The organism is Pseudomonas sp. KCJK9111 (assembly GCF_046231935.1).
Classification (GTDB): domain Bacteria; phylum Pseudomonadota; class Gammaproteobacteria; order Pseudomonadales; family Pseudomonadaceae; genus Aquipseudomonas; species Aquipseudomonas parafulva_B.
The window spans coordinates 1-24,509 of sequence record NZ_JBJJMO010000013.1 but is presented as its reverse complement, the minus strand read 5'-3'; the positions used below and the strand labels follow the sequence as shown (position 1 = coordinate 24,509).

Annotated in this window: 22 protein-coding genes; 9 read left to right on the top strand and 13 right to left on the bottom strand. The window is 60.6% G+C overall.

Annotated elements, in window-relative coordinates:
* Positions 1-5: 5 nt before the first annotated feature.
* The 6 genes from ACK59L_RS07555 to ACK59L_RS07530 form a co-directional block, all read right to left on the bottom strand.
* Positions 6-1,388, bottom strand: a complete 1,383-nt coding sequence (locus ACK59L_RS07555) for an amidase family protein (protein ID WP_409272740.1) — start codon at positions 1,386-1,388, stop codon at positions 6-8.
* Complete coding sequence (locus ACK59L_RS07550) at positions 1,385-2,266, bottom strand: acyl-CoA synthetase (protein ID WP_409272738.1); 882 nt, start codon at positions 2,264-2,266, stop codon at positions 1,385-1,387. Before ACK59L_RS07550 ends, ACK59L_RS07555 begins: the two co-directional genes overlap by 4 nt.
* A gap of 96 nt (positions 2,267-2,362) precedes the next feature.
* Positions 2,363-2,647, bottom strand: a complete 285-nt coding sequence (locus tag ACK59L_RS07545) for an acyl carrier protein (RefSeq protein ID WP_196129702.1) — start codon at positions 2,645-2,647, stop codon at positions 2,363-2,365.
* Positions 2,648-2,651: 4 nt separating this feature from the next.
* Positions 2,652-3,047: a hypothetical protein gene (locus tag ACK59L_RS07540; protein ID WP_409272735.1), complete on the bottom strand. Its 396-nt coding sequence runs from the start codon at positions 3,045-3,047 to the stop codon at positions 2,652-2,654.
* Positions 3,048-3,056: 9 nt separating this feature from the next.
* The gene (locus ACK59L_RS07535; RefSeq protein WP_409272733.1) at positions 3,057-4,796 is read right to left on the bottom strand and encodes a prenyltransferase/squalene oxidase repeat-containing protein; all 1,740 of its coding nucleotides are present in this window, start codon (positions 4,794-4,796) and stop codon (positions 3,057-3,059) included.
* Positions 4,793-6,109 carry an AMP-binding protein gene (locus tag ACK59L_RS07530; RefSeq protein ID WP_409272731.1) on the bottom strand — a complete coding sequence of 439 codons (1,317 nt, stop codon included), beginning with the start codon at positions 6,107-6,109 and terminating at the stop codon, positions 4,793-4,795. The genes ACK59L_RS07535 and ACK59L_RS07530 overlap by 4 nt, the downstream gene beginning before the upstream one ends.
* 421 nt (positions 6,110-6,530) lie before the next feature.
* On the opposite strand from ACK59L_RS07530, the gene ACK59L_RS07525 reads away from it, so the two are divergent.
* On the top strand, positions 6,531-7,895 hold the full coding sequence (locus tag ACK59L_RS07525; protein ID WP_409272729.1) for a 3-deoxy-7-phosphoheptulonate synthase: 1,365 nt from the start codon (positions 6,531-6,533) through the stop codon (positions 7,893-7,895).
* 33 nt (positions 7,896-7,928) lie between these two features.
* Positions 7,929-9,122 carry an MFS transporter gene (locus tag ACK59L_RS07520; protein WP_409272727.1) on the top strand — a complete coding sequence of 398 codons (1,194 nt, stop codon included), beginning with the start codon at positions 7,929-7,931 and terminating at the stop codon, positions 9,120-9,122.
* Between the two features lie 206 nt (positions 9,123-9,328).
* Here ACK59L_RS07520 and ACK59L_RS07515 read toward each other — a convergent pair whose 3' ends face one another.
* A complete protein-coding gene (locus ACK59L_RS07515) occupies positions 9,329-9,514 on the bottom strand; it encodes a DUF1289 domain-containing protein (protein WP_058605120.1) in 186 nt (61 codons plus the stop codon).
* A 98-nt stretch (positions 9,515-9,612) separates the two neighbouring features.
* Positions 9,613-10,935, bottom strand: coding sequence for an APC family permease (locus ACK59L_RS07510; protein ID WP_196136945.1), 1,323 nt, complete (start codon positions 10,933-10,935; stop codon positions 9,613-9,615).
* A 266-nt stretch (positions 10,936-11,201) separates the two neighbouring features.
* Here ACK59L_RS07510 and cyoA point away from each other — a divergent pair, with 266 nt between their 5' ends.
* Genes cyoA through cyoD form a run of 4 tightly spaced genes read left to right on the top strand, consistent with a single transcriptional unit; the run spans position 11,202 to position 15,017 of the window.
* Positions 11,202-12,086, top strand: coding sequence for a ubiquinol oxidase subunit II (gene cyoA / locus ACK59L_RS07505; RefSeq protein ID WP_409272813.1), 885 nt, complete (start codon positions 11,202-11,204; stop codon positions 12,084-12,086).
* A gap of 4 nt (positions 12,087-12,090) precedes the next feature.
* Positions 12,091-14,064: a cytochrome o ubiquinol oxidase subunit I gene (cyoB, locus tag ACK59L_RS07500; RefSeq protein ID WP_409272724.1), complete on the top strand. Its 1,974-nt coding sequence runs from the start codon at positions 12,091-12,093 to the stop codon at positions 14,062-14,064.
* Between the two features lie 3 nt (positions 14,065-14,067).
* Entirely contained in the window at positions 14,068-14,679 is a 612-nt protein-coding gene (cyoC, locus tag ACK59L_RS07495; RefSeq protein WP_409272722.1) for a cytochrome o ubiquinol oxidase subunit III, read from the top strand.
* Positions 14,679-15,017, top strand: a complete 339-nt coding sequence (gene cyoD / locus ACK59L_RS07490) for a cytochrome o ubiquinol oxidase subunit IV (protein ID WP_409272720.1) — start codon at positions 14,679-14,681, stop codon at positions 15,015-15,017. The genes cyoC and cyoD overlap by 1 nt, the downstream gene beginning before the upstream one ends.
* Positions 15,018-15,067: 50 nt before the next feature.
* Here the strand turns inward: cyoD and ACK59L_RS07485 are convergent, their stop codons facing one another.
* A complete protein-coding gene (locus ACK59L_RS07485) occupies positions 15,068-16,300 on the bottom strand; it encodes an MFS transporter (RefSeq protein WP_409272718.1) in 1,233 nt (410 codons plus the stop codon).
* Positions 16,301-16,370: 70 nt separating this feature from the next.
* Positions 16,371-17,048 (bottom strand): RraA family protein, encoded by a 678-nt coding sequence (locus ACK59L_RS07480; RefSeq protein WP_409272716.1) that lies wholly within the window; start codon positions 17,046-17,048, stop codon positions 16,371-16,373.
* A 222-nt stretch (positions 17,049-17,270) separates the two neighbouring features.
* Here ACK59L_RS07480 and ACK59L_RS07475 point away from each other — a divergent pair, with 222 nt between their 5' ends.
* The 3 genes from ACK59L_RS07475 (at position 17,271) to ACK59L_RS07465 (ending at position 20,670) form a co-directional block, all read left to right on the top strand.
* The gene (locus ACK59L_RS07475) at positions 17,271-18,248 is read left to right on the top strand and encodes a hydroxyacid dehydrogenase (RefSeq protein ID WP_409272714.1); all 978 of its coding nucleotides are present in this window, start codon (positions 17,271-17,273) and stop codon (positions 18,246-18,248) included.
* A 73-nt stretch (positions 18,249-18,321) separates the two neighbouring features.
* Positions 18,322-19,650 carry an MFS transporter gene (locus ACK59L_RS07470; protein WP_409272712.1) on the top strand — a complete coding sequence of 443 codons (1,329 nt, stop codon included), beginning with the start codon at positions 18,322-18,324 and terminating at the stop codon, positions 19,648-19,650.
* 99 nt (positions 19,651-19,749) lie between these two features.
* Entirely contained in the window at positions 19,750-20,670 is a 921-nt protein-coding gene (locus ACK59L_RS07465) for an amidohydrolase family protein (RefSeq protein WP_409272710.1), read from the top strand.
* 93 nt (positions 20,671-20,763) lie between these two features.
* Here ACK59L_RS07465 and ACK59L_RS07460 read toward each other — a convergent pair whose 3' ends face one another.
* The 3 genes from ACK59L_RS07460 to ACK59L_RS07450 form a co-directional block, all read right to left on the bottom strand.
* Entirely contained in the window at positions 20,764-20,922 is a 159-nt protein-coding gene (locus tag ACK59L_RS07460) for a hypothetical protein (protein ID WP_165919269.1), read from the bottom strand.
* A 17-nt stretch (positions 20,923-20,939) separates the two neighbouring features.
* The gene (locus tag ACK59L_RS07455; protein WP_409272707.1) at positions 20,940-22,055 is read right to left on the bottom strand and encodes a catalase family protein; all 1,116 of its coding nucleotides are present in this window, start codon (positions 22,053-22,055) and stop codon (positions 20,940-20,942) included.
* 90 nt (positions 22,056-22,145) lie between these two features.
* Positions 22,146-24,500 (bottom strand): FdhF/YdeP family oxidoreductase, encoded by a 2,355-nt coding sequence (locus ACK59L_RS07450; RefSeq protein WP_409272811.1) that lies wholly within the window; start codon positions 24,498-24,500, stop codon positions 22,146-22,148.
* Positions 24,501-24,509: the final 9 nt, after the last annotated feature.

Here is a 24,509-nt window from a genome sequence, read left to right as displayed (position 1 = left end):
GATCCTCAGTGGTCGATTGCAGCAGCAGGCAAAGGGCCGCGCAACGCTTCAAGGCGTTTCGCCAAGTCGATCAATTGCAGCTCGCTGTCGCGCCGCCCCATGATCTGCAGAGCTAGGGGGGCCTTGCCGTCAGCACTGAGCATGATCGGCAGGGTGATCGCCGGAAGGCCGCTGAAGCTGGCTAATGGGGTAAAGCCAATTTTCTGCGCATAATCCGGATCGGTCGGTGACGGGATGGTCGAGTCGCCCGGCAGCGGCCGACGCACGTCGAAAGGCCGGCAAGGGTCAATGGGAAAAACCACCACATCCACACCTGCATCTTCAAAACACTGGTCAATACCGGCCCGCACCGATTGCATGCGTTCGGTTATCTGCCTGTGCTCGGTATCACTCACAGCGGCACCCACATCCAGTGCGGCTTGGGTCGACCAATGCAGGTCCGTGTCGAAGATTTCTCGCCACACTTGGGAAGCCAACCAAGCGTCCCGCGCACATAATTGCCAAGCCGCCCCACGATTGGCCCACAGCGCTGGCAATTGCATGGGCACCTGAGGCAGGCCCATATCAGCCAATAGGTTTTTGGCCTGTTGCATCATGGCGAGCATCGGCGCGCTGGTGACATGCTCGTCAATGTGACTCAGCACGCCAACCCGGTAGGTCTCGGCCAACGGCTTTTGCTCGCCCAGATGTTGTTCGATCCCCAGCATGGGCATCAGGAAGTCCAGATCATCGACTGTACGCGTGACCCAACCCAAAGCGTCCATTGAGGGTGACAACGGAAACACGCCATCCAGGTTGGAGGCCTTGTGCGTCATGCGCAGCCCGACCATGCCGCAATGGGCCGCCGGCCAACGCACAGATCCCAGCACGTCGGTGCCCAGGGAGATGTCGCATAAGCCCGCAGCCACGGCTACCGCCGAGCCGGTGCTGGAGCCGGAAGGGTCAATGCTTGGGTACAACGGGTTACGAGCCCCGCAACCAAAGCCGATGTTGAGTTCGGTAGTGGCGACCTTGAACAGGACGCGCACATCGGGTAGCAACGACGACAAGGCGCTGGCAGAGACATCAGGGTAGTGCCGGTAACTGCGCAACCCCAGGCGTGTCGGCAAGCCGGCTACATCGACGGTGTCCTTGACCCCCATGCGGAACAGGACACTGTCGTCGGTCAAGCTCGAGATCAGGCAACGGTATTGGCTATCCGCCGAGCCTGCCCACTGGTTATATTGCCTGGCCCATTGATACCGCAGCTGGGGTTGTTGCTGTACCAAAAGGTAGCGCTGGCGTAACGGTAACCGGAGAAAATCCGGCACAGCATCAGCCTGTTCACGTTGGCTGGTGTGGCCTGACAGGTAAGCAGTAACGCTCTGCTCTGCAGTACGGATACTCATGACTCACGACTCCCTGTTTGCTGGATAGCCCATACCTGCGGTTTGCCGCTGGCTGACAACGGCACCTGCGTGACGTGGCGAATTCGCGCCGGCTTGGGAATATGCCTTCCCAGGCGCTCGATGGCCTGGATGATGCTTGCAGCGCTGAGCGTGGGCGAACTGAAAACGATTTCGTAGGCCTCGCCGCGTACCTCATCGCGCAGGGGCACACATGCCAGGTGCTGGCATTGGGTAACCGCACTGAGGTCAGCGCGCAAGACGCCCAGGTCCTGGCGCACGCCATTGATTTTTATCAGCTGGCTGGCACGCCCTAGCCACTCGAATTGCCCGGGCCCTGTCGCAATAATCCAGTCATCGCTCTGATGACTTGTCGCAGCCACTTCATCCTCGACGGCCCTAGCGATTCGTGGGCTGCGCACGCTGAGGCGTGACTCAACACCCACCGGGCTGAGCAACGATACGTCGTCGAACAACGTCCAGAGCATGGGCGTTTCGCTGACAGGCCGATGGGCAATGGCACCGGTCTCAGTCGAACCGAGCAACTCGATGAACGTCACCCTTTGCCCGACAAAACGACTGACCACCCCGTACGCCTTGGACGGCAAAGCCGAGGCGCTGTGCAGTACCAATACCGGTACCTGCGGCGCAAGGCGCTTGAGCAGCGACGTGAGTAGTGTCCAGGTGCTGGCAATGCACAAGATCACTGTCGGCCCCCTGACTTGCAGGTCCGGCAGTCTGAGTGTCTCCAGTGAGCAGCACTGCAACCTGGCCTGGGTCACCTCGGCCCCGATCTGACCCAGGATCATGCCGTAGCTGTGCTCTATAGGGGCGAACGCCAGGATGTCCGTCACATCGGTGGCCCATGTGCCGAGAATCATCCGCGCTTCCTGCTCCATCTGCCGCCTGGTGCGGAGCCACTGGCGTGGTGTCTGGGTTGAGCCGGAGGTACGAAAAACGTGCTCCACGTTCATCACCTAGAACGCCTGCAACGTGGCAGTGTCTTCGAGGCGCTCGGTGACAAACTGCTCCATTTTTTCCAAGGTCTCGAACCAGTAGCGAACGTCATCGCCAACGTAGTCCACCTCGATACCAAAGCGCTCCTCGATAGTGGTCACCACTTCTACCGCCATCAGGCTGTCGAAGCGCTCGCCGATGAAGTCGCGAAAACTCTGGTCAGCGCCAATAGTACGGACCTCAGGCCCGAGCAAGGCCTCAAGCGCTGAGCGAATACCCTCTTTCACAGTGTTGGAATGGGTCATGTTATTAATCCTTTGCGCCAGCGTTAGTCAATGTTTCACCCGTGGCGTAAAATACACTTTTAGGGAACACATCTTCGTACTGCAGATAAAAGAATGAATCGACAAACTGGTCGGTAAAAAAGTTAAACAGCTCCGTGGCGAAATCCTTACGGAAAAACTGATCACGGCTGGCGGCAATCGAAGCACGAATAAAAAACACTCTACTTCGCTTGCTCTCGTCATGATTAATCGGCATCGGAAGTCCTGCACTGAATAGACTGTCTTCGTCCAAGAGACTGAAAATCACCATACAGTGTGACGGATCCAGGCCATGCCCCTTGAGTTCGCGAGCAACTTTCAAGGCAATCTTCTTTTTTTCACTTATTCCAAGAAATCCGGAGCGAATATTGATCGTCGGCACATCATCCTCTCAAGACAGGTATAAGTTAGGAAGTACAGGCAGGTGACCTTTTAACCACTGCCTAACCAGGCTGCCCAGGCAGGTGGACAGCGCATCGTGCCCTTCGCGGTACATCGGTGACCAGGCGTAGCCGCCGTCTGTCTCGACGTTTTCCAGGAAATAGAGCACGTGAGCGCGGTCCACCTCGAGGCCAAAGTCACAGCAGGCAGCCATGGCTTCGTAGGTGCTGAGCAAGTCCGGAATGCGATTGCCGATATTGGCGAAACCACCCTGCTTGACCTTGTGCCGCCGCAACAGGGCCAACATTCCTTCACGGTCGGCGTAGCCTAGGTAACGCAGGCACTTGAGCGCCTGGACACTGGAGCGAAACGTCGCTACGCCACCTGGGAAGTTGGCAAAGGTCGGGGGCTCTTGGGCGACAGAGCAACGCCGGACAAAACGCTCTAACTGCCCGCAGTCGACGCCGTCACTGCGGCCTAGACGGGCGATGATCGACACCGCGGAGGCGGTCGACACCATGTCCGAACCACGTCCTTCCCAGAAGCCCAAACCGCCATCGGGGTTCTGGATACGCGCCAGCCAGCCCAGCACAGCCTGCCGAGCCTCGGGCGAGTCACGCAGCGCGCCGGCCGCCAACGCCCAGGCGGTGCAGCGCACTTCGGCGCCTCGCCCAGGCATGTACATCACTCCAGCTTCGTTGGGCAGCTGGCAACCCTCGATCCACTTCACTGCCGAAGCACGCGCCTGCGGGGTGAGGCGACCGTCCAGGATAGTGGCGGCAGTGGTTAGAACGTCCGCCGCTGCACTTTTTTCACGGTAGGTGTAGCCGCCGCTGCCGACATACAGCTGCTGGATAAATCGACTGACGCCTTGGGCCAGCCCGCTCACATCGCGTCCCAGGGCCTTGAGCGAGCCAACCGCACAAAACACCGCCCAGACGTCCTCGCAGTCATAGCCTTGCCAGCGCACGAAACCGCCTCCGGGGCCACGCAACGATTCGATCCATGCGACACAACCGGCACCGTGCAACGGCGCACGCCCCAGCGCAGCAAGGGTTGCGGTCGTGCGATAAGTCGCCCACAGGCACGCGGTATCGGCCGCCTCACTGAAGCGAAAGCCACCCCCTGCGACCTGCTGGGCCTGCATCCACTCGATCAGACGATCCATGTCCCAAGCCGGCACCCAGTCGCCTTGCTGGCTGAGGGCTTTCCAGGCCATCACTGCATAAAAGCACGCTCGCACGTCCGCCTTGCCGCGCTGGGCAAATGCTGGCGACCAACTCAACCCACCACTTTCACACTGCAACGCGTTGAGCCAGTCAAGCAGTACGGCCGGGGCTTTCACCTCACCGTGACAGACGTTGATCAAGGTGCGCACCGCATAGTGTGTTGCCCACACATCCGCGCCCTGCCCCGCGCACATGCCGTAGGCATGCCCATCCCACAGGCTGTCCAGCCAAGCTTCGGTTTTTTCCGACACCTGCTCCAGCGTGCCGAGGTCGTTCAGCGTTTCGGTGCAGTAAAACGTTGCCCAGGCATCCGAAGGCATGCCTTTGCTCCAGGCGTAGCCGCCATCGCGGTTCAAGCGCGACTCGATGTAGCGTCGAATCTGCAGCTGGTCGGCCGTTTGCAATTGATTGACCCAGGCCAGGCTGCGGATGGCCGCATAGGTGCACCACAGGTCCGGCTGGCCGCTGACCACTGCGCGACCTTCGGGAAAGCGCGGCGGAATCTGGCTGAACGCATTCATTGCTGGCCACCGACGAAACGCAGGTTAGTCTTTTTCCAGCTTTTCTGCGAAGCCCCACTCTTGCTGACCGCCGCAAGGTTGTTGACGAACAGGATTCTGTCCCACCGCAGATTCATGCGTTGCTCAGTACACTCGCGTAACGCGTCTGCAAGCACCGCCTCCAACTCATTGTCCCAGACTACATCGCGCTCCAGGATCAGGCTGGCGCTGTCCGTGGTGCGATCGACTTCGATCAGGTAGCCGGTAGCGTTGCTGTGGCCATAGACAATTTCTTCGATCTTGCGGATCTCCAGGTCCACCCCAGACACCACGACAGCGTCGGAATCGCGACCATTGACCATCATCGTCGGGCCCGGCAACCCCACGGCGCAGTCGGATGTGATGGTTACACTGTCGCCGGTGTCCAGGCGCAACAGCGGGCGGGCGTACAGGTTCAGAGGCGTGACGACAAGACGCCCGCTGGCACCATTGCTCAAGGGTACGATCTGCCCGCTGGGGGTCACCAATTCGAAATAATTGGTGCCAGTGGTCAAGCGTTGTACCTTGCCCTGGGTCACCGCCGCCAGGGTGCCTGTTTCGGTGCTGCCGTAGCTGGCATCGTGAATATCGCAGGCCCACCACTGCGCAAGGTTTTCCCGGAAGGGCTGGGTATTGACTTCACCCAACAACATAATCGCCTTGATCGACTCACTGACACGGTCAAGCATCTGCCGTTGCTTGAGATAGCGCGTCAGTTGCACCAACACCCCAGGCGCGATGAATATCACAGTAGGACGGTAGGTCTCGAACAGCCTGCACAGACGCTCCCAATCCGTGATCCCCGTGGCGAAGGGGTAGGCACGCACATGGGAAACGTCTAGGTATTCGCATACATTGGCGATCAGGTCGCCCACCGGGACGATGTCCGAGGGCATCAGGTTGGCCACCCGTGAGCCAGGTTCGATGATGTGGCGCCAGTGGAGCGCTACCGACACGGCGTTCCAAATTATGTCCTCCTTGAGCCTGGGACTGGGAGTGGGCTCGCCGGTGGTGCCAGTGGTCGCATAATACTTGGCGGCTTGGCCGTAATCGACGGTGCAGAACGCACGCGGGGAGCCTTTAAGACTGGCCTTGGGCGTCAGCGCCAGGGCCCGGAACCCGGCAAAGCTAAAGTCGTCCAGGTCGCGATAGTACGTGCTGTGCCGGGCGCGCTCCCACACGGCCTGCAGTTTTCGCTCATAGAAAGGGGCGTCGGGGATCAACTCCCCATGGCGCAGGATTTCGCATTCGGCGCTCTGCAAAACCCTATAGTAATGATCGTTATGAACTAACATTAACGTGCCCTCGTTAAAAACCCCAGCGAGCATTAGCGAGCGGGCCGGCAAAGTAAAATACTTTCGCGGTCTATTAGTAAGAGCTTGCAGATATCAGAGAGAAGAACCGATACTTGGAGACGCACCCCTCTCATTTAGTTGGCGTCGCCCCCCCAACACGCCAACCCTCCGAACGTTACAACTGAGCAAACAGCTTATTGCGAATGGATACGGCTCCTATCAAAAAAGCAACTAAGCGTCGCCAATGGTATTAAACAGAGACTTTAATAATATTTCCCATCTGACGCCTAGCGCCGCACTATCACCGCCACCTTCAGGAACGCGGTCCGAACATCGCCACGGCAGTCGGTTAACGAGACGCCAACTTAGTGCACTTGCGCCGGCTGGATCCCGGATTCACGCACAGACAAGGAGACGCTGAATGCTGACAACACACCCACAGTTCCAGGCCGTGGCCACTGACTGGACACCTGATACCTGGCGCTCGCACCCAGCCTCGCATCAGCCCACCTACCCCTGCCCGGCCGAGCTCCAGCACACCTTGCACGCACTGGTCCAGCGGCCAGCGCTGGTGAGCGCCGACAAGATCCTGCAACTCAAGCGTCTGATCGCCCAGGCCCAGAACGGCCACGGCTTCATCTTGCAGGGCGGCGATTGCGCGGAGTCCTTCGAGCGCTGCTCCAAAGATGCCACAGCCAGTCAACTGAAAGTGCTACAGCAAATGAGCCGGGTGCTCATGCATGGCCTCCAGACGCCAGTCATCTGTCTGGCACGTCTGGCGGGGCAATATGCCAAGCCGCGCTCAAGCGAGCGCGAAACCCTGGGGCAGCAGACGCTACCGGTATACCGTGGCGACATCGTCAACGATAGCGCGTTTACCCCACACGCACGCCGGGCAGATCCGAAGCGCCTGTTGCAGGCCCATGCGTGCGGCGCTTCAACGCTTGGGTTCGTCCGTGCGCTGTACGAAACCGGCATCGACGAACTGCTAAAGCCCACGTACTGGCCCACTGGATGGATCGATGCGCTGCCCGAGCGGGAGTTTTTCCAGCGCACCCTACAAGGGGTGCAGCACACCGCACACTTCATGACCTCGCTGTCTGGCAGCGATGCTGACCGTTTCCTGAACCGTGAAACTTTCGTGTCCCATGAGGCCCTGCTGCTGGACTATGAGCACGCGCTCACGCGGCAAGTGCCCGGCTTCGACGGTTGGTTCAATCTGTCCACACACTTTCCATGGATCGGCAAACGCACCGTCGAGTTGGAGGGCGCTCACGTGGAGTACTGCCGGGGCATTCGCAATCCACTAGGCGTCAAAGTCGGTCCCGATGTGAACCCTGAGGCCTTGCTGGCATTGCTGGATCGGCTCAATCCCCGTAACGAACCCGGTCGTTTGACACTTATCCACCGCATGGGCGCTGACCAACTCCGGGAGACACTGCCTGCCTTACTCAACGCCGTCACTCGCTCAGGCAGCAACGTGCTATGGCTGTGCGACCCTATGCATGGCAATACCGTAACCCTGACGTGCGGCACCAAAACCCGACGTTTTGAGCAGATCATGCGCGAGATTGAAGCGGCTTTCAGCGTTCACCGCGAATACGGCACTCGCCTGGGCGGCCTGCACCTTGAGCTCACAGGGGATGACGTCACCGAATGCTTGGGCGGCGCGCGCAACCTGCAACCCGAGGACTTGTCCCGACGTTATGTGAGTAAGGTTGACCCCCGCCTCAACCATGAACAAGCCCTCGAACTGGCCCTACGCGTTGCACACCTTGCCCGTTGAGACAACCCTGCCATTCTCCACAGCCGAGTTTTTATGCCTGCCGTCATCTACTTTTTTTCGCTCTGTACTTTTACATTCGGTTTATCCGAATTCGTCGTTGCCGGCCTGGTGTCGGCGATCTCGGCGGACTTACATGAGTCCATCTCGCAAGTCGGCTCAGCCATCGCGGCCTATGCCTTGGGTGCCGCCATTGGCGCTCCAATCATCACGGCCCTGTTGGTCAACTGGCGCGACAAAAACGTGTTGTTGCTGACCCTCGGCGTGCTTGCCGCTGGCAGCGTGGCTATCAGTCTTGCGCCCGATGTACTGACATTGCATGGGGTGCGTTTCGTCGTAGGCCTCGCGCATGGGGTATTCATGGCAGTGGCCTCCAACGCAGCGGTCAAACTGGTCGACCCAATGCGCGCAGGGCGAGCGCTGTCGCTGGTATGGATGGGCCTGACACTTTCAATTGCCTTTGGCGTGCCCATCGGTACCTTTTTCGGAAGCTACTGGTCATGGCGCATGGTATTCCTGGCCATCGGCGGCCTGGGCTTGATCAGCACGTTCGGCTTGGTGCTTCTAATGCGCCAGCAACCCTTTTCCTCGAATCAGTGCGCCACAGACCTGAAGCAAAGCCTCGCGGCTCTGCTGCATCGCGAACTGTTGGGAGCTGCCACGATCGCAATGCTGGTGAGCGTGGCGACTTTTTCATTTTTTACCTTTGTGTCGCCGTTCCTGCTGGACATCACGCGTGTACCCCGGCAGGTTCTGAGCCTTGCGATGCTGCTGTTCGGTATCTGCTCCATGCTCGGCAATTTACTTGGCGGTTATGTCATAGATACTTTCGACGCTGATCGATGTTTGCTCGGTGGGTTGACGGCATTGATGCTTAACCTACTGAGCTTGCATATCTGGGGCGATTCGATGATAGCCACACTAACGCTGGTGGGGCTGTTGGGAGTGGTGTTTTTTGCCATAGTGACTATGTCGACCCTGCGCATCCTGCGCTTGGCACATCATTATGTTCCGCAGTCCAGCGCAGTGGCGTCAGGGCTTAATATTGCATCGTTCAACCTCGGAACGGCGTTAGGAGGCATCGGCGCAGGCTGGGTGATTACCCATTTCGGGCTCGCCAACATCCCGATTGCGGGCGCGGCTGCAGCACTGGTAGCCATCGGTACGCTTGCCCTGCAGATGAAAAGCCGGTCTCCTACTGCAGATGGGCATACGGATCAATCCGCCTAGCGACCAACTCTCTGACAACATGATGCAGGGCGAGAGCATCTCGCATGTCACTGTCAAGAGATGCTGAGACACGGCCCACCTAGCACATGCGCGACACCTCTAGCCGGGCGAGGTGAGGTGGCCATTAAGGTTGCCCCGCTAAGAGTTAATCCCACTGCGTGCCTTTCTCGCCGAACTGCGCGAGGTTTGCCAACCCTGCACACCGCTCAACCCTTCCCTTTCTTCTTGATCTTCTTCAAGCGAGCAGCTGCTTTCTCGACCGTTGCCTTCTTCTCAGAGCGCTTCATGTTTCGCCAGCCTTTAATCTCCTCCTTGCTGCGCCCGCAGCCCGTGCACACTTCATGCTTGAGCTTGCAGCTCGAAACGCAAGGGCTTTCAATCTCTTTGGCCATTGAAGAGTTCCTGATGAGTAGCAGCACAAGTCTGCGCGAGGGCGCGGTTCGCTAGATAGGTTGGACATCCAAAGCTCGCACACGATCGCATGCTCCAGTCACTGCCCCGCATCCCCCTCGCTGACGGTACGACCAAAGCCCTTGCCCGCCAGCCAGTGCAATACCGCACCCAATCCCAACAGCGCCCCCGCCCTCAGCCAGTTCTCGAAGGGCTGCTGACCCAGTACCAGCAGGCACGACAGGATACCCAACACAGGCACCACCGGATGCACCGAGAAATGCTCGGCATCGACCTTGTCCTTCTTTAGCACCAACACGGCCACGTTCGTGCTCAAAAAAACGAACAACAGCAAAAGCACGACGGTTTCAGCCAGCACTTCCAGCGAGCCAGTAAAGGTCAGCAGGATGGCCAGCAGCGTGGTCGCGGCTATCGCATAACCAGGGGTACCGCGGTTGGGTAGCACCTGGCCCAGCAGGCGCGGCAGCATGCCATCGCGGGCCATGCCCCAGGTCAGACGGCTGGCCATGATCATGGTCAACATGGCGCCGTTGGCCACCGCCACCAGGGCGATGATGGCGAATACGCCGTGGGGCAGCCCAAGTTCTGCGTTGTGCACGATATCCATCAAGGGCGTCTTGGCGTCGATCAGTGCTTGCACTGGCATCACCAACGCGGCGCCGGCGCCGACAGCCAGGTAAACCAGGCCGGCCACCAGCAAGGCCGCGAACAGCGCGCGCGGGTACGTCCGGCGTACGTCCTTGATCTCCTCTGCCAGGTTGGCGGAAGTCTCGAACCCCACGTACGAGTAGAACGCCAGCAAGGCGCCGCCCAGTATCGCAGTTGCCGGGCCCTGTTCACCGAAGTCCAACAAGCGGGCAGGCTCGGCCTGCCCTTGGCCGCTCAACACCGCCACCGCGATGATCACCAGTACCAGGCCGCTGAGTTCGATCAGGGTCATGACCAGATTGGCGCTTAGCGACTCCTTGATACCCCGGGCGTTGAGCATTGCCATCAGCACCAGAAACAGGGGCGCCAGCACCGCCGAAGGCCAGTCGATGAACACGCGCAGGTATTCCCCTGCAAACGCCAACGCCAGCCCGGCAGCACTGGTGATGCCTGCCGCCAACATGGCGAACCCCACCAAGAAAGCCAGCAAGGGCGAGCCGAACGCACGCCGTGCAAACACGGCCGCACCGCCGGCCCGGGGGTATTTGCTGACCAGCTCGGCGTAGGACGCCGCCGTCAACAGGGCGAAGAACAGTGCCAGGGCCAGCGGGGCCCAGATGGCGCCACCGGCCCGGTCGGCGATGGCGCCTGCCAGCGCGTATACGCCAGCGCCCAATACGTCCCCGAGAATGAAGAACACCAGCAACGGTAGGGTGATCACGCGTTTGAGTGAGGCAGTTGCGTCGCTGGCCATCATGGCGCTCCATTCGTCTGGGCAATGGCGCTGTGACTGAGCACCTGCGCGCAAGGTTCAGTGGCCTTGCTCAAGTGGCGCGCCAACCCCACCGCCCCATGGACTTAAGTTCCCTGACCTGTGCTGCCATTCGTCGACTAATCGAACATTGCAAAAAACCTTGCCAGCACGGGTTTCCTCTCACAGGTGATAGCCGAAACATCTGCCAACAATTACGGGACGCTCACATGGCCAGGGAACCGAAAACGGCAAGCCGACTGCTTTGGATGATGGCGCTAGGCACTGTGGCACTCCAGCTCTCGGGCTGCGACATGGTGTTGTTCAACCCCAAGGGGCAGGTGGGGCTCGAGCAACGCAACCTGATCATCCTCGCCACCCTGCTCATGCTGATCGTGGTGATACCGGTGATGATCATGGCGCTGGTGTTTTCGGTGCGCTATCGGGCCTCGAACGAAAAGGCCCGCTATACCCCCGACTGGAGCCACTCGCGGCTGATCGAAGCGGTGGTATGGGGCGTACCACTGGCCATCATCATCGTGCTGGGCGTCGTCACCTGGCGCTCGACCCATGCGCTGGACCCGTACCGGCCGCTGGCATCCGATACCCCGGCGCTCAAGGTCCAGGTCATCGCCATGGACTGGAAGTGGCTGTTCGTCTACCCCGAACTCGGCATTGCCTCGGTCAACGAGATGGCGATGCCTGTGGACACGCCCATCGACTTCAGGGTGACTTCCGACGGGGCCATCACCTCGTTCTTCATCCCAGCCCTGGGTGGCCAGATCTACGCCATGGCCGGGATGCAGACACGGCTGCACCTGATCGCCAACCACGCAGGCGACTACACGGGGATAGCCGCCAACTACAACGGGCCGGGGTTCTCGGACATGCACTTCAAGGCGCTGGCCCTCGACCCGGCAGGCTTTGAAGAGTGGGTCGAACGCACACGTGCTGCCGGGCGCCAGCTCGATGGGGCTGCCTACACGCAGTTGGCCAAGCCCAGTATTGCCCACCCGGTAGAACATTACGGCCAGGTCGAGCCGCACCTGTTCCAGTCGCTGATCGACAAGTACCAGGGCGTCAACCGCTCCCGCGAGGTCGAGCGCCGGCTTGGTGATTCCCAGGGCGAGAGCCCCCAAGGCAGCAAGGAGTAAGACCATGTTCGGAAAACTGACCTGGGATGCCATTCCCCTCCACGAGCCGATCATCATGTACACGCTGGCCGTCGTCGGGCTGCTGGGCCTGGCGGTCGTGGGGGCCATTACCTACATGGGCAAATGGAAATACCTGTGGCAAGAGTGGTTCACCACCGTGGACCACAAGCGCATCGGCGTGATGTACATCGTCGTCGCCTTGGTGATGCTGCTGCGCGGCTTCGCCGACGCGTTGATGATGCGCACCCAGCAGGCCATGGCCTCGGACGGATCGCCCGGCTACCTGCCACCTGAGCACTACGACCAGATCTTCACCGCTCACGGGGTGATCATGATCTTCTTCATGGCCATGCCGTTCGTGGTCGGGCTGATGAACGTGGTGGTACCCCTGCAGATCGGCGCACGCGACGTGGCCTATCCATTCTTGAACGCCGTCAGCTTCTGGCTGTTCGTCTCCGGCGCTGTGCTGGTGAACCTTTCGCTGGGCATTGGCGAATTTGCCCGCACAGGCTGGGTGGCCTACCCCCCGTTGTCGGGCATCGGGTACAGCCCCGGGGTGGGGGTGGACTACTACATCTGGGCGCTGCAGATATCCGGGGTCGGCACCCTGCTTACCGGGCTGAACTTTTTCGTCACCATCTTGAAAATGCGTACCACCGGCATGACGCTGTTTCGCATGCCAGTGTTCACCTGGACGGTACTGTGCACCTCGATCCTGATCCTGGCTGCCTTTCCCATCCTCACTGCCACCTTGTTCATGCTCACGCTCGATCGCTATTTGGGCATGCACTTCTTCACCAATGAACTGGGCGGCAACCCCATGATGTATGTGAACCTCATCTGGGCCTGGGGCCACCCCGAGGTGTACATCCTCATACTCCCAGCATTCGGTATCTTCTCGGAGGTGGCCTCGACGTTCTCGCGCAAGAAGCTGTTCGGCTACTACTCCCTGGTGTGGGCGACCATCGTCATCACGGTGCTGTCGTTCATCGTCTGGGTGCACCACTTCTTCACCATGGGCGCCGGGCCCAACGTGAATGCGTTCTTCGGCATCATGACCATGATCATCGCCGTGCCCACCGGGGTGAAGATCTTTACCTGGTTGTTCACCATGTACCGGGGCCGAGTGCGTTTCGAAACGCCGATGCTGTGGACGGTTGGCTTCATCGTCACCTTCAGCATCGGGGGCATGACCGGGGTCCTGTTGGCGGTGCCTGGGGCGGACTTCCTGTTGCACAACAGCCTGTTCCTCATTGCCCATTTCCACAACGTGATCATCGGCGGCGCGGTCTTCGGCTACCTCTGCGGCCTGACGTACTGGTTCCCCAAGGCCTTCGGTTTCAAGCTCTACGACCCCTTGGGGCGTGCTGCCTTCTGGTGCTGGTTGGCTGGATTTTACTTTGCCTTCATGCCGTCCTACTTCCTGGGGTTCATGGGCATGACCCGGCGCCTGAATCACTTCGACGTACCCGAGTGGCGGCCCTTGCTGCTGCTGGAAATGGTCGGGGTACTGATCATCCTGTGCGGCGTGGCCTGCCAGGTCATGCAACTGGTGGTAAGTATCCGCAAACGTCATGAGAACCGCGACACCACAGGCGACCCCTGGGACGGGCGTACGCTGGAATGGGCGACCGCTTCGCCGCCCCCTTTCTACAACTTTGCCGAACAACCGGTCGTGGGCGGCATCGACGCGTACTGGGGCATGAAGGAGAAAGGCGTGAAAACCTTGGCCGAGATGGATTTTCGCAAGATTCACATGCCTTGCAACACCAGCCTGGGCCTGGTGCTGGGCGTTCTGTCCACGGCGCTGGGCTTCGCGTTGATCTGGCACATCTGGTGGTTGGTCATCGCCAGTTCACTGGCAGTCATCGCCACCCTGATCGTGCGCAGTTACGACCCCGATACCGACTACTACATCCCGGCCGAAGAGGTCGAACGGATGGAAACCGAGCGGCGCCAACGGCTGGGGGAGGCCTGAATCATGTCCCATGTCGTGCACAACGAAACGGCCCGCGAGCAGGAGCATGGCCACGAAGACGCAGGCTCCCTTAGCCTGTTCGGCTTCTGGGTCTACCTGATGACCGACTGCATTCTGTTCGCCACCCTGTTCGCTACCTACGCGGTGCTGGGCCAGTCTGTGGCAGGTGGACCCAGCGCGGCGGACATCTTCGAACTGCCCTATGTGCTGGTGGAGACGTTCCTGCTGCTGTTGAGCAGCATCACCTACGGCTATGCGATGCTCGCCAATCACCGTCAGGACAAGCGCTGGATATTGCGCTGGCTGGGCGTCACGTTTCTCCTCGGCCTGGGCTTCATTGCCATGGAGATCAACGAATTCCATCATCTGATCAGCGAGGGCGCAGGCCCTGAACGCAGCGCGTTTCTGACGGCGTTCTTCACGCTTGTGGGTACTCACGGCCTGCATGTGCTGGTGGGGTTGATCTGGATGGCCCTGTTGATGATGCAGGTCCATCAACGCGGCCTGACCTGTGTCAATGCCACACGCTTGAGCTGCCTGAGCCTGTTCTGGCATTTCCTGGACATCGTGTGGGTGTGCGTGTTTACCGTCGTCTATCTGTTCGGGGTGATCTGATGAATCGTCAAAGCCATGTGCATAGCAGTGCCGGCGCTAGCCAGAGCAACCACCGTTCCTACAACACAGGGTTCGTCCTGGCCGCCCTGCTCACCCTGCTCCCCTTCGGGCTGGCCATGTACCCCAGCCTGCCGCGTCACCTGACCTTCATCGCTGTGCTGGTGTGCGCCCTGGTTCAGATCGTGGTGCACATGGTGTTTTTCCTGCACCTGACCACAGCGCGAGAGCAGCGTTGGAACTTGATCGCGCTGGTGTTCACGGTGGTGATCATCACGCTGTTGGTGGGGTTGTCGCTGTGGATCATGTACTACGTGCACTACAACATGCTTGGGTTATGACGTTCTTCCCATTCGGGCTGGCCTGCCAACAGCAGGCCAGCCCGGCGCGTTTATGCAGCCCGACGGTTGCGCCATGCACAAGTCCCCGCCACACCCAACAGCAACAGTGCCCCGGCTGCACCCAAGGTAGCCGGAGCGCCCACCCGAGCAGCCAGCAGCCCGGCGGCCATTCCGCCCAGTGCCTCGAAGCCGAAGCGCATGGCGATGTAGAACGCAATGACACGTCCGCGCAGATGGCCTGGCGCTTGGCTCTGCAGCTGCATGTTAGTGCTTACATTGCTCAGCGTGATGCCGAAGCCCAGCACCACCAGGGCAAGCAATGCCAGCTGCAACTGCCCCGCCCAGCACAAACCCAGTAGTGCCAGGGCGCAGAGCCCTGCGCCCATTTCGATGAACTGGCGAAGGCGAGGCAAGGCTCCGCCCACCGCCAGCACCAGCGTGGCCACGAACGCACCCGCGCCCGCCGCGCCCCAAAGCCAGCCCAGCACCCGTGCGTCACCGGCATACACACTCTTGGCCAGGATCGGCAGGAGCGCTGCATAGCAGGACGCCAGGAGGTTGACCATGATGACGTTGAACAGCAATTGCCTGACGCCTTGCTCGCGCCATAGATAAGCGACGCCCTCACGGAACACCTGGGCGGTGGAACCTGTGGCCCGAGGGCTGGCTTTGGCTTGCACCTTCAGCAACCCAACGAGCAAGGCGGTGAAAGCAACGGCGGTCAAGGCGAAGCACGCCGCCTCCCCTGCCACGGCAATCATGCCACCGGCCAATGGCGGGCCGACGAAGCGGGCCGCGTTGATGAGCATCGCGTTTAGCACCAGCGCATTGGGCAGGTCGGCCGGGTCATCCACGAAAGAAGCAATCAAGGCTTGGCGCAGGGGCGTTTCGACGGCGTTGAGCAAGCCCAGCAGCAACGCCATGGCGGCGATGAAAGGGCCATCTACCCAATGCCCCCAGGTGGCCAGCCCAAGCACGGCTGACTGCACCACCAGTATCGACTGGACGACGATCAGCAATCGGCGCTTGTCATGGCGATCGATCCAGGCGCCTGCCAGAGGACCGATGACCAGCTGCGGGGCGAGGGAAAGGAAGGTGATCAACCCCAGCAATACGGCTGAACCGGTCAGGTGATAGGCCAGCCAGGACAGCGCGACTTGCTGAACCCACTTGCCCAGGGTGGAAACACCCTGGCCTGCGAAGTAAACCTGGAAGTTGCGGTGGCCCAATGCGCGTACCGCAGAGGGCCAACGGGTACGAGGGGGCGGCGTCAGGTCTGACAAGTGAGCAAGTCCTCAAGTGAGAAGCCGCCGCCATTGAAGGATCTTGCTCGTACCACGTGCGGGTCGATCCTCAGCCTGGCAGCAGGCAGCCTTTCTTTTTCAAGGATTCCAGGACCCAGGTGCGGTTATTGGTACCTTGAGCGATATGTTCCATTTGCGCCGTTTCGGCAGCGTGCTTGGCCGTGGCGCGTTGGTAAACCTCTGCGACATGGGCATAGGGTACGCACAGCAAGCCGTCATCGTCACCGATGATCAGGTCCCCAGGTTCGATTACCATGCCATCGATGGCGACTGGCACATTGATCTCACCCGGTCCGTCCTTGTAAGGGCCGCGGTGGGAAACACCGGCAGCGAAAAGGGGGAAGTCACCGGCCTTGATGCTTCCGGCATCGCGGATTGCACCGTTGATGACGATGCCGGCTACACCACGCTTCACAGCGTACGCCACCATCATCTCGCCGATCAGTGCATTGGTCAGGTCGCCGCCAGCATCGACCACGATCACATCCCCTGGCTCGGCGATGTCGATGGCGTAGTGCAGCATCAGGTTGTCACCAGGGCGGGCCTTGACGGTCAGCGCCGCGCCGCACAACACACCTTCCCGGTGCATGGGACGCAAACGCGCACCACCGGCCGTCATGCGATTCATCGAATCGCTGACGTTGGCAACCGGGACCTCGCGGTAGCGCGATACCCATTCATCACCGATTTTGCGCGTGCGTTCAAGCACCTGGAAACCAATGCTCATGTGACCTTCCTCTCTTGGATTTATTAGGCGCGCTCCAAGCAAACCAGAACGCCATTTCAGAATCGCATTTCATTAAACGCATTTCAAGGATTTGGAATGACGCTAATTACGGAATTTGATTGACGATAAAACTGTTGTTGCAACGCCGTTTCATTATGCTAGGTTACTGGTGAAAGCACGCAGTGCAGTCCTGCCGTCTTGAACAAAAACAAGGTATCGACGATGTCCCGTACCCTTCTGCTGACAGGTCCGGCGCTGGCCGACCAAGCGATGCGCCTGGCCGAACAGCACGCCATCCGCGTCATCCCCACCACGCCCTATCTGCCCGAGCAAGAACTCGAAGCGATCATTCGCGCAGAGCAACCCGATGGCATCATCGTGCGTCAGGGCAGCCTGACCCGCGCCATGATCGACGCCTCCAGCGCATTGAAGGTGGTGGCCAAGCATGGGGTTGGCTACAACACCATCGACATTCAGGCCGCCGCCGACCGCGGTATTCCTGTCTCCATCGCCGTTGGAGCCAACGCCCAGTCAGTGGCCGAGCACGCTTTTGCGTTGATGTTCAGCGTCGCGCGCCAGACCGCCTTGCTCGATGCGCGCATGCGCGAAGGCCACTGGGACAAGGCCACCGCCAACGGCATGGAATTGGCGGGCAAGACCCTGGGCCTGGTGGGCCTTGGCTCGATTGGCGCGATCCTGATGGACTTGGTGGCGCCGCTGCGCATGAAGGTCAAGGTCTACGACCCTTACCTGCGGCATTTGCCCGTGCGTGACCACGTCGAGCGCGAAGAGGATTTCGATCGCTTGCTGGCCGATAGCGATATCATCAGCCTGCATTGCCCGCTCACGGACACCAACCGCAACCTCATTGGCGCCCAGCAACTTGAGCGCATGCGTCCCGGCTCCATCTTGATCAATACCGCACGTGGCGAGCTGGTCGATACCGATGCCCTGGTGCATGCGTTGAGCGAACGCCGTATCGGGGGTGCCGGCCTGGACACCTTCCACCCCGAACCGCCTCCGGCCGACAGCCCGCTGTGGGGCCTGCCAACCCTGGTTGCCACGCCTCACATCGGGGCCAACACCAGCGAAGCCCGGGACCGCGTAGGCCTGGTTGCCCTGCAGCAAGTCCTCGATGCCTGGGACGGCAAGGCGCTGGACCCGCGCTGTGTGGTGAACCGTCACCTGATCGATAACTGATTGCACCTGCGCCGGCTGGTCCGGCGGCACGGACCACTGCGTAACTCCAGAAAAAAAACAATTGGAGAGCACCATGAAACCAGCCTCAACCCCGCCCAGCGAGCTCGAACGCGCCACCATGCGCCGTGTTGCCTGGCGCCTACTGCCCTTTCTGATCATCTGCTACCTGATCGCGATCATCGATCGCGGCAACATCGGCATGGCATCGTTGCAAATGAACCAGGACCTGGAGTTGTCAGCCAAGGTCTTCGGTTTCGCCAGCAGCTTGTTCTTCTTCGCCTACTTTCTGGTGGAAGTACCCAGCAACCTGGCCATGCAGCGCTACGGGGCGCGCATCTGGATCGCGCGCATCATGATCACCTGGGGGCTCATCTCCGCAGGTACCGCCTTCGTGCAAGGCGCCAACTCGCTGTACGTGATGCGCTTTCTGCTGGGCGCTGCCGAGGCCGGGTTCTTCCCTGGGGTGTTGCTCTACCTCACCTACTGGCTGCCGTCGGCGTATCGCGCGCGCATGGTGGCGCTATTCATGGTCGCCATTCCCGCCGCCAACTTCATCGGCTCGCCAATTTCGGGGCTGCTCTTGAGCCTGGACGGCTGGTTGGGCATGCGCGGCTGGCATTGGCTGTTCATCCTCGAGGGCATCCCGGCGGTGCTGCTGGGTATCGCCTGTCTGTTCGTACTCACCGATCGGCCTGAACAGGCCAAATGGCTGAGTGACGAGCAACGCGGCTGGCTCACCGGGCGGCTGGCCGAGGAACGAGCGCAGAAAACCACCATCGGTCATATCTCGCTGTGGAAGCTGCTGCGCCACAAGGACATCTGGGTGCTTGCGCTGATCTACTCGGGCGCCTCGGCGGCCGGCAGCACCATGAGCGTCTGGGCGCCGCAACTGCTCAAGACGTTCGGCCTGAGCTCCATGGAGATCGGGCTGGTGAACGCAATTCCGTACGGCGTTGCCTCGATCCTGATGGTCATTTGGGGTCGCAGCTCCGACCGCACCGGTGAACGTCGCTGGCACACCGCGATGACCATGTTGCTGATTGCGGCCGGCCTGCTGATGACCCTAGTCACCTCGTCGCTGCCGGCCACGGTGGTGATGCTGACCATGGTGCTGGTGGGGGCTTACTCCATGAAAGGCCCGTTCTGGGCACTGGTATCGGGCTGGTTGTCCTCCTCTACTGCAGCCGCTGGGCTGGCTGCAGTCGGCGCCATGGCCAACCTGATCGGAGGTGGCTTGATGGTCAACGTGTACGGCGCCATCCATGACGCCACGGGCAGCTATGCCCTGGCACTGATGCCACTGGCGGCGCTGTGCACGCTGGCCGGGGTCATGGTGTTGGTCATTGGCCGCAAGCGTCAGCTGGAACAGGCGCAGGCCGCAGGAACGCTGGCTACCAAGTAGAAGCCGCTTGGCGCTCGATTGGCGTCCATGGCACGCACAACGTGCCATGGAGCCGGTGAAACCGGTGCCAAGTCAAAACACAACAAAAAAGAGGCTGTAATGGCTTTATCACGTCGAAGATTTCTTCAGGCGACCGGTAGCCTGAGTGTACTGGGTGCAATGGGCGCTGCGGCCAGCGTCCCGTACAGTCAGGGTGAAGACCGTCCGCGTCTGGTCCCGCCTTCCGGCAGCGTGGACTGCCACATGCACCTTTACGACAGCCGCGTCCCAGCGGCACCGGGTGCTACCTTGTTGCCGCCGGACGCGTCTTTGGACGACTACCGCCAATTGCAACGCCGACTGGGGCTGCGCCGCATGGTCATCGTCACGCCTTCGACCTACGGTACGGACAACCGTGTGATGCTCGAGGGTCTGGCCCGCAGCGGTACCGATGCACGGGGCATAGCCGTCGTCGCCAGCACCGTCAGCGATGAGGAGCTTGCTCGCTTGCACGGGGCAGGCGTGCGGGGCATCCGCTTCAACCTCAGCACCGGTGGGCAAGCGCTCGACGGCATCGAGCTGCTCGCGGCGCGGGTGAATGAGTTGGGCTGGCACTTACAACTGGCCACAGGGCCGCTGCTGGCCGATATCGCCCCACGGCTGTCTGCGCTGCCTGGCAAGGTAGTCATCGATCACATGGGGCACGTGCCACAGCCCGAGGGTGTTCTGTCGCCTGCCTTCAAGGCGCTGGATGGGCTCATGCAACAAGGTCGCACCTGGGTCAAACTTTCTGGTCCCTACCTGCGTTCCAAAACGGGCGCTCCGCATTTTGAGGACGTGGGCGTGGTGGCACGCAGGTTGATCTCACACTACCCTCAACGCCTGCTATGGGGCAGTGATTGGCCGCACCCCACCCAGTCTCTGCAGAACAAGCCTGACGATGCCGCATTACTGGATACCTTGCTTGACTGGGCACCGGATGACCAGGTTCGGCAGCTGATCCTGCGGGATAACCCCGTGGACCTGTACGGCTTCGCCTAGCGCTCGCGCTTAGCCTCGCACGACCCGGATCGCCTACACATCGATGCTCTACCCACTGGCGCCGCCGCTGCTCAGGCGACGGCGCCAGTGAACTCAGAGCGATTCGCCGTCGTCCTCGATATCCATCTCAGCCTCAGCTGCCTCGGTGGCATCCGCGTCATTGAGCGCAGGGGAAGTGGGTTTCAACGGATCGTTGATATACGGCACATCGCTTGGGCCTTTCTCTTCAGTGCCCGCGGTTTCTGGTTGCATGGCGTACTCTCCTCGACTTACAGGCTCGGCCCTTTGAAACCGGGCTCATGGATTGGGCAACCATTGTGCTGCCCACGAAAATTTGCCGACATTTCATAGGCCGGCTTGCGCACCCGCATCACGCCGCCCAACGGCCTGTGCGCCGCCAGGCCATGCCAGGGGCTGAACGCCATGCCGTCGTCGATACGGCGCACATTCTCTTCGCTCCACGCGGCTTGAGGCTTGACCTCCAAGGTGGCCACAGTCACATAGGGGCTAAGCGCCTCGGGCCACTGCCTGGATGCATCTTCGATCGGCATCTGTTCCAGGTCCGTGGCCAATTGCACCCGGAGTTCCCAGACACCACCCTGGCTTGCAAAAAACGCCTCCACCGCGTGGCGCAGCCCGTCGGTGTCGTCTTTGAGGTCCACGACCTGATCGGTCAGCGCAGTCAAGGCCGTCGACACGGGCACTACCGCAAGTTTTGCGTAATAAGGGCCATAGAGCACAGGTACGACGGTGCTGAAGCTTTCGCCAAGAATGTGGGTTTGAGGATGCCCGCCAAGGCTTTTGAGCGTGCCGCTCTCGCCGCCAAACGCTTCGACCACCTTTTCTGCACCGCGCAGCACGGCGGACAATGCCTTTTTGGTACCCGGGGCTTTGTCAGTGGTCTTGGCAAGCAACTTCAACGTCTTGAGAAACGCCTTGGGGTCTGGCGCGGTAAAGGCTTTAGCATTCTGCATGACAAAGTCCTGCGTGACTTGCCCTTCACTGCCGGGCAACCGCGGGCCTTGCATGCCAACGATCTTGAGCGCCAGCCCCCGTGGGGTGGAAACCTTGTCGTCGAGTATGTCACCTGGGTTGGTGGAGAACCGCAGGTAGGCATCGAACTCACCGGGTGTGGCGAAGGCTCCCTGAGCGAGCTGCGCAGGCAGCCCCGGCGCCACCTTCAGTGTGCCGCGCAATAATCCATGTGCTTTGGCATGAACGCCCCGATTGGCGTGACCATTATCATTGAAGGTGATCTCCATGATCTGACGCAGCGTATCCTGCAACGCTTGGCTGGTCTGCGCCTCATCCTCGGGAATCTGCTCAAAACCGGGCTCGAAAGGCAATGGCACTACCATGGCGCAGTCATCGGGCAGCTTGTTCATTTCTACGCTCCTGTCGTCTCGGGACGAACAATGGAATGGATTATCAACGTATAGCCTTCAAGGCCCTGCATGGCCCAACCTTCCGAGCGCTCAATTGATCTGATCGTGCGCCGGCACTGCCTTGCTCAGGTCATCAGCGGACGGCTCCACCTTGTGCAGCGTAACCGGCACGCATTTGGCGGCGGGTACCTTGCTTCGTTCAGCGTGATGCCACAGCGGGATCAGGGGATTGCACTCGGGGTAGTAAGCGCCGGCGCAGCCTTCGGGAATGTCATAGGCGATGATCTGCAAAGGACCCACTTCTCGCACCACCTGGGGCTCGACAGCGGTGCGTAGCAGCACCCAATCGCCTGCAGCCAAGCCCAACCGAACCACATCGCTGCGATTGAGGAACACGACGCTGCGGGTGCCTTTTACGCCGCGGAAACGGTCGTCATAGCCATAGACGGTGGTGTTGAACTGATCATTGCTGCGCAGCGTCATCAATTGCAGCACATCATGCGCTGAGACAGCGGGCTGCAAGTCGTCGTCCTCATCAAGCCGCTGGGGCGCCACGAACTGGGCTTTGCCAGACGCGGTCTGCCACTCCCGCTTAGCCGCGGGCAAGGGCCTATGGAAACCACCGTGCTCCCACATGCGGGTCTCCATGTCGTGAAATATCTCGGGATAGACTTGGCTGATCGCTTTGCGGATCAATGCATAGTCGTGGCGCCAGGCATCCCAGTCGATAGCAGTACGCTGACCTAGAGTGGCTTCGGCCAACCCGGCGATGATCGCCACTTCGGAACGCAGTTGCTCGCTCGCCGGCTCATTGCGGCCCTGCCAGGCGCGGATGCAGCCGGTACTGTCCTCGGTGGTATAGACCTGCTCCACCCCGTCCTGACGATCAGTTTCGATGTGCCCCAGGCAAGGCAATAACCAGCCATGTCGTCCTGGGAACAGATGCGTGCGATTGAGCTTGGTGGCCACCTGGACGTTCAGCGTCAGCGTCTGCCAGGCCGCTTCCATGTGATGGGTGTCGGGGATCGCCCGCAGGAAGTTGCCACCCAGGCCGATGAAGGCCTTGACCTTACCCTCGACCAGCGCCTGGCAGCAGTCCACCGTGGCCATGCCTTTGTTCGGCGGGACCTGCACGCCAAACAGCGCTTGCAGTTTTTCAGCCGGAACCTTGCCCGGGTCTTCCGTGATACCGACCGTGCGCTGGCCCTGCACATTCGAGTGTCCGCGCACTGGACAGATGCCTGCGCCAGGCTTGCCAATGTTGCCGCGCAACAGCAGCAGGTTGACCAGCATCTGCACGTTGTCTACACCGCGTCGGTGTTGGGTCATGCCCATGCCGTAGACGATCATGACCTTGCTGCTGCGGGCATAGACGGTGGCTGCAGCTTCCATGGCAGCGCGCCCGAGGCCGGACTGACGCTCCAGGGTCGCCCACTGATGGCCCTGAACTTCCTCTCGCAGCGCATCCAACCCATCGGTGTGCGCCTGGATGAACGCATGGTCGAGGACGGCCGGCTTGCCCTGCTCATTTGCGTGTTGCTCCATCGCGAGCAGGGCCTTGATGATCCCCATCACTGCAGCCAGATCACCCCCGACCCTGACCTGGTGATATTGAGTGCTGATCACGGTCGAGTCAGGCCCCAGCATCTCACTGGGAGACTGTGGATTGACGAAGCGCTCGAGCCCCCTCTCACGCAGTGGGTTGAAGGTGATGATGGGCACATCGCGCTTGCGCGCTTCCTGCAGCGGGTGAAGCATTCGCGGGCTGTTGCTGCCCACGTTCTGGCCGAAGAAGAAAATGCAGTCGGTGTGTTCGAAGTCTTCCAGCGTGACGGTGCCGACAGGTACGCCGATACTCTCCTGCAGCCCGACCGATGTACTCTCATGGCACATGTTCGAGCTGTCCGGGAGGTTGTTGGTGCCATAGGCACGGGCGAACAGCTGGTACATGAACGAGGCTTCCAGCGACGCCCTGCCCGAGGCGTAGAACACCGCTTCGTCAGGCGTCAGGGCCTGCAGCTGTTGGCCAATTTGCTGATAAGCCTCTGCCCAGGTGGTGACCTGGTAGCGATCGCTGGTCGGGTCGTAGCGCATGGGGTGGGTCAACCGGCCTTGCTGCTCCAAGGCGTAATCGGTCCATGTGCGCAGCGCTGACAGGGTATGGGTGGCGAAGAATTCCGGGCCGGTGCGGTGGCGGGTGAGTTCCCAGGCAGTGGCCTTGGCGCCGTTCTCGCAAAATTCCAGCGCGTGTGGGTTGCCAGGCTTGGCCCAGGCACAGCTGACGCAGGCGAAGCCGTTGGGTTTGTTCTGTCTGACCAGTGCCATGGGTGCCGTAGTAAAGGCTTGTTCACGCCAGAGTATGCTCATGACAGAACGCGCCGACCCCCAACCGCCTGCTGCATCTTTGTAGGGCTTGTATCGCGCTTGAGGGTGGATGAGCGACATGGCCGCCTC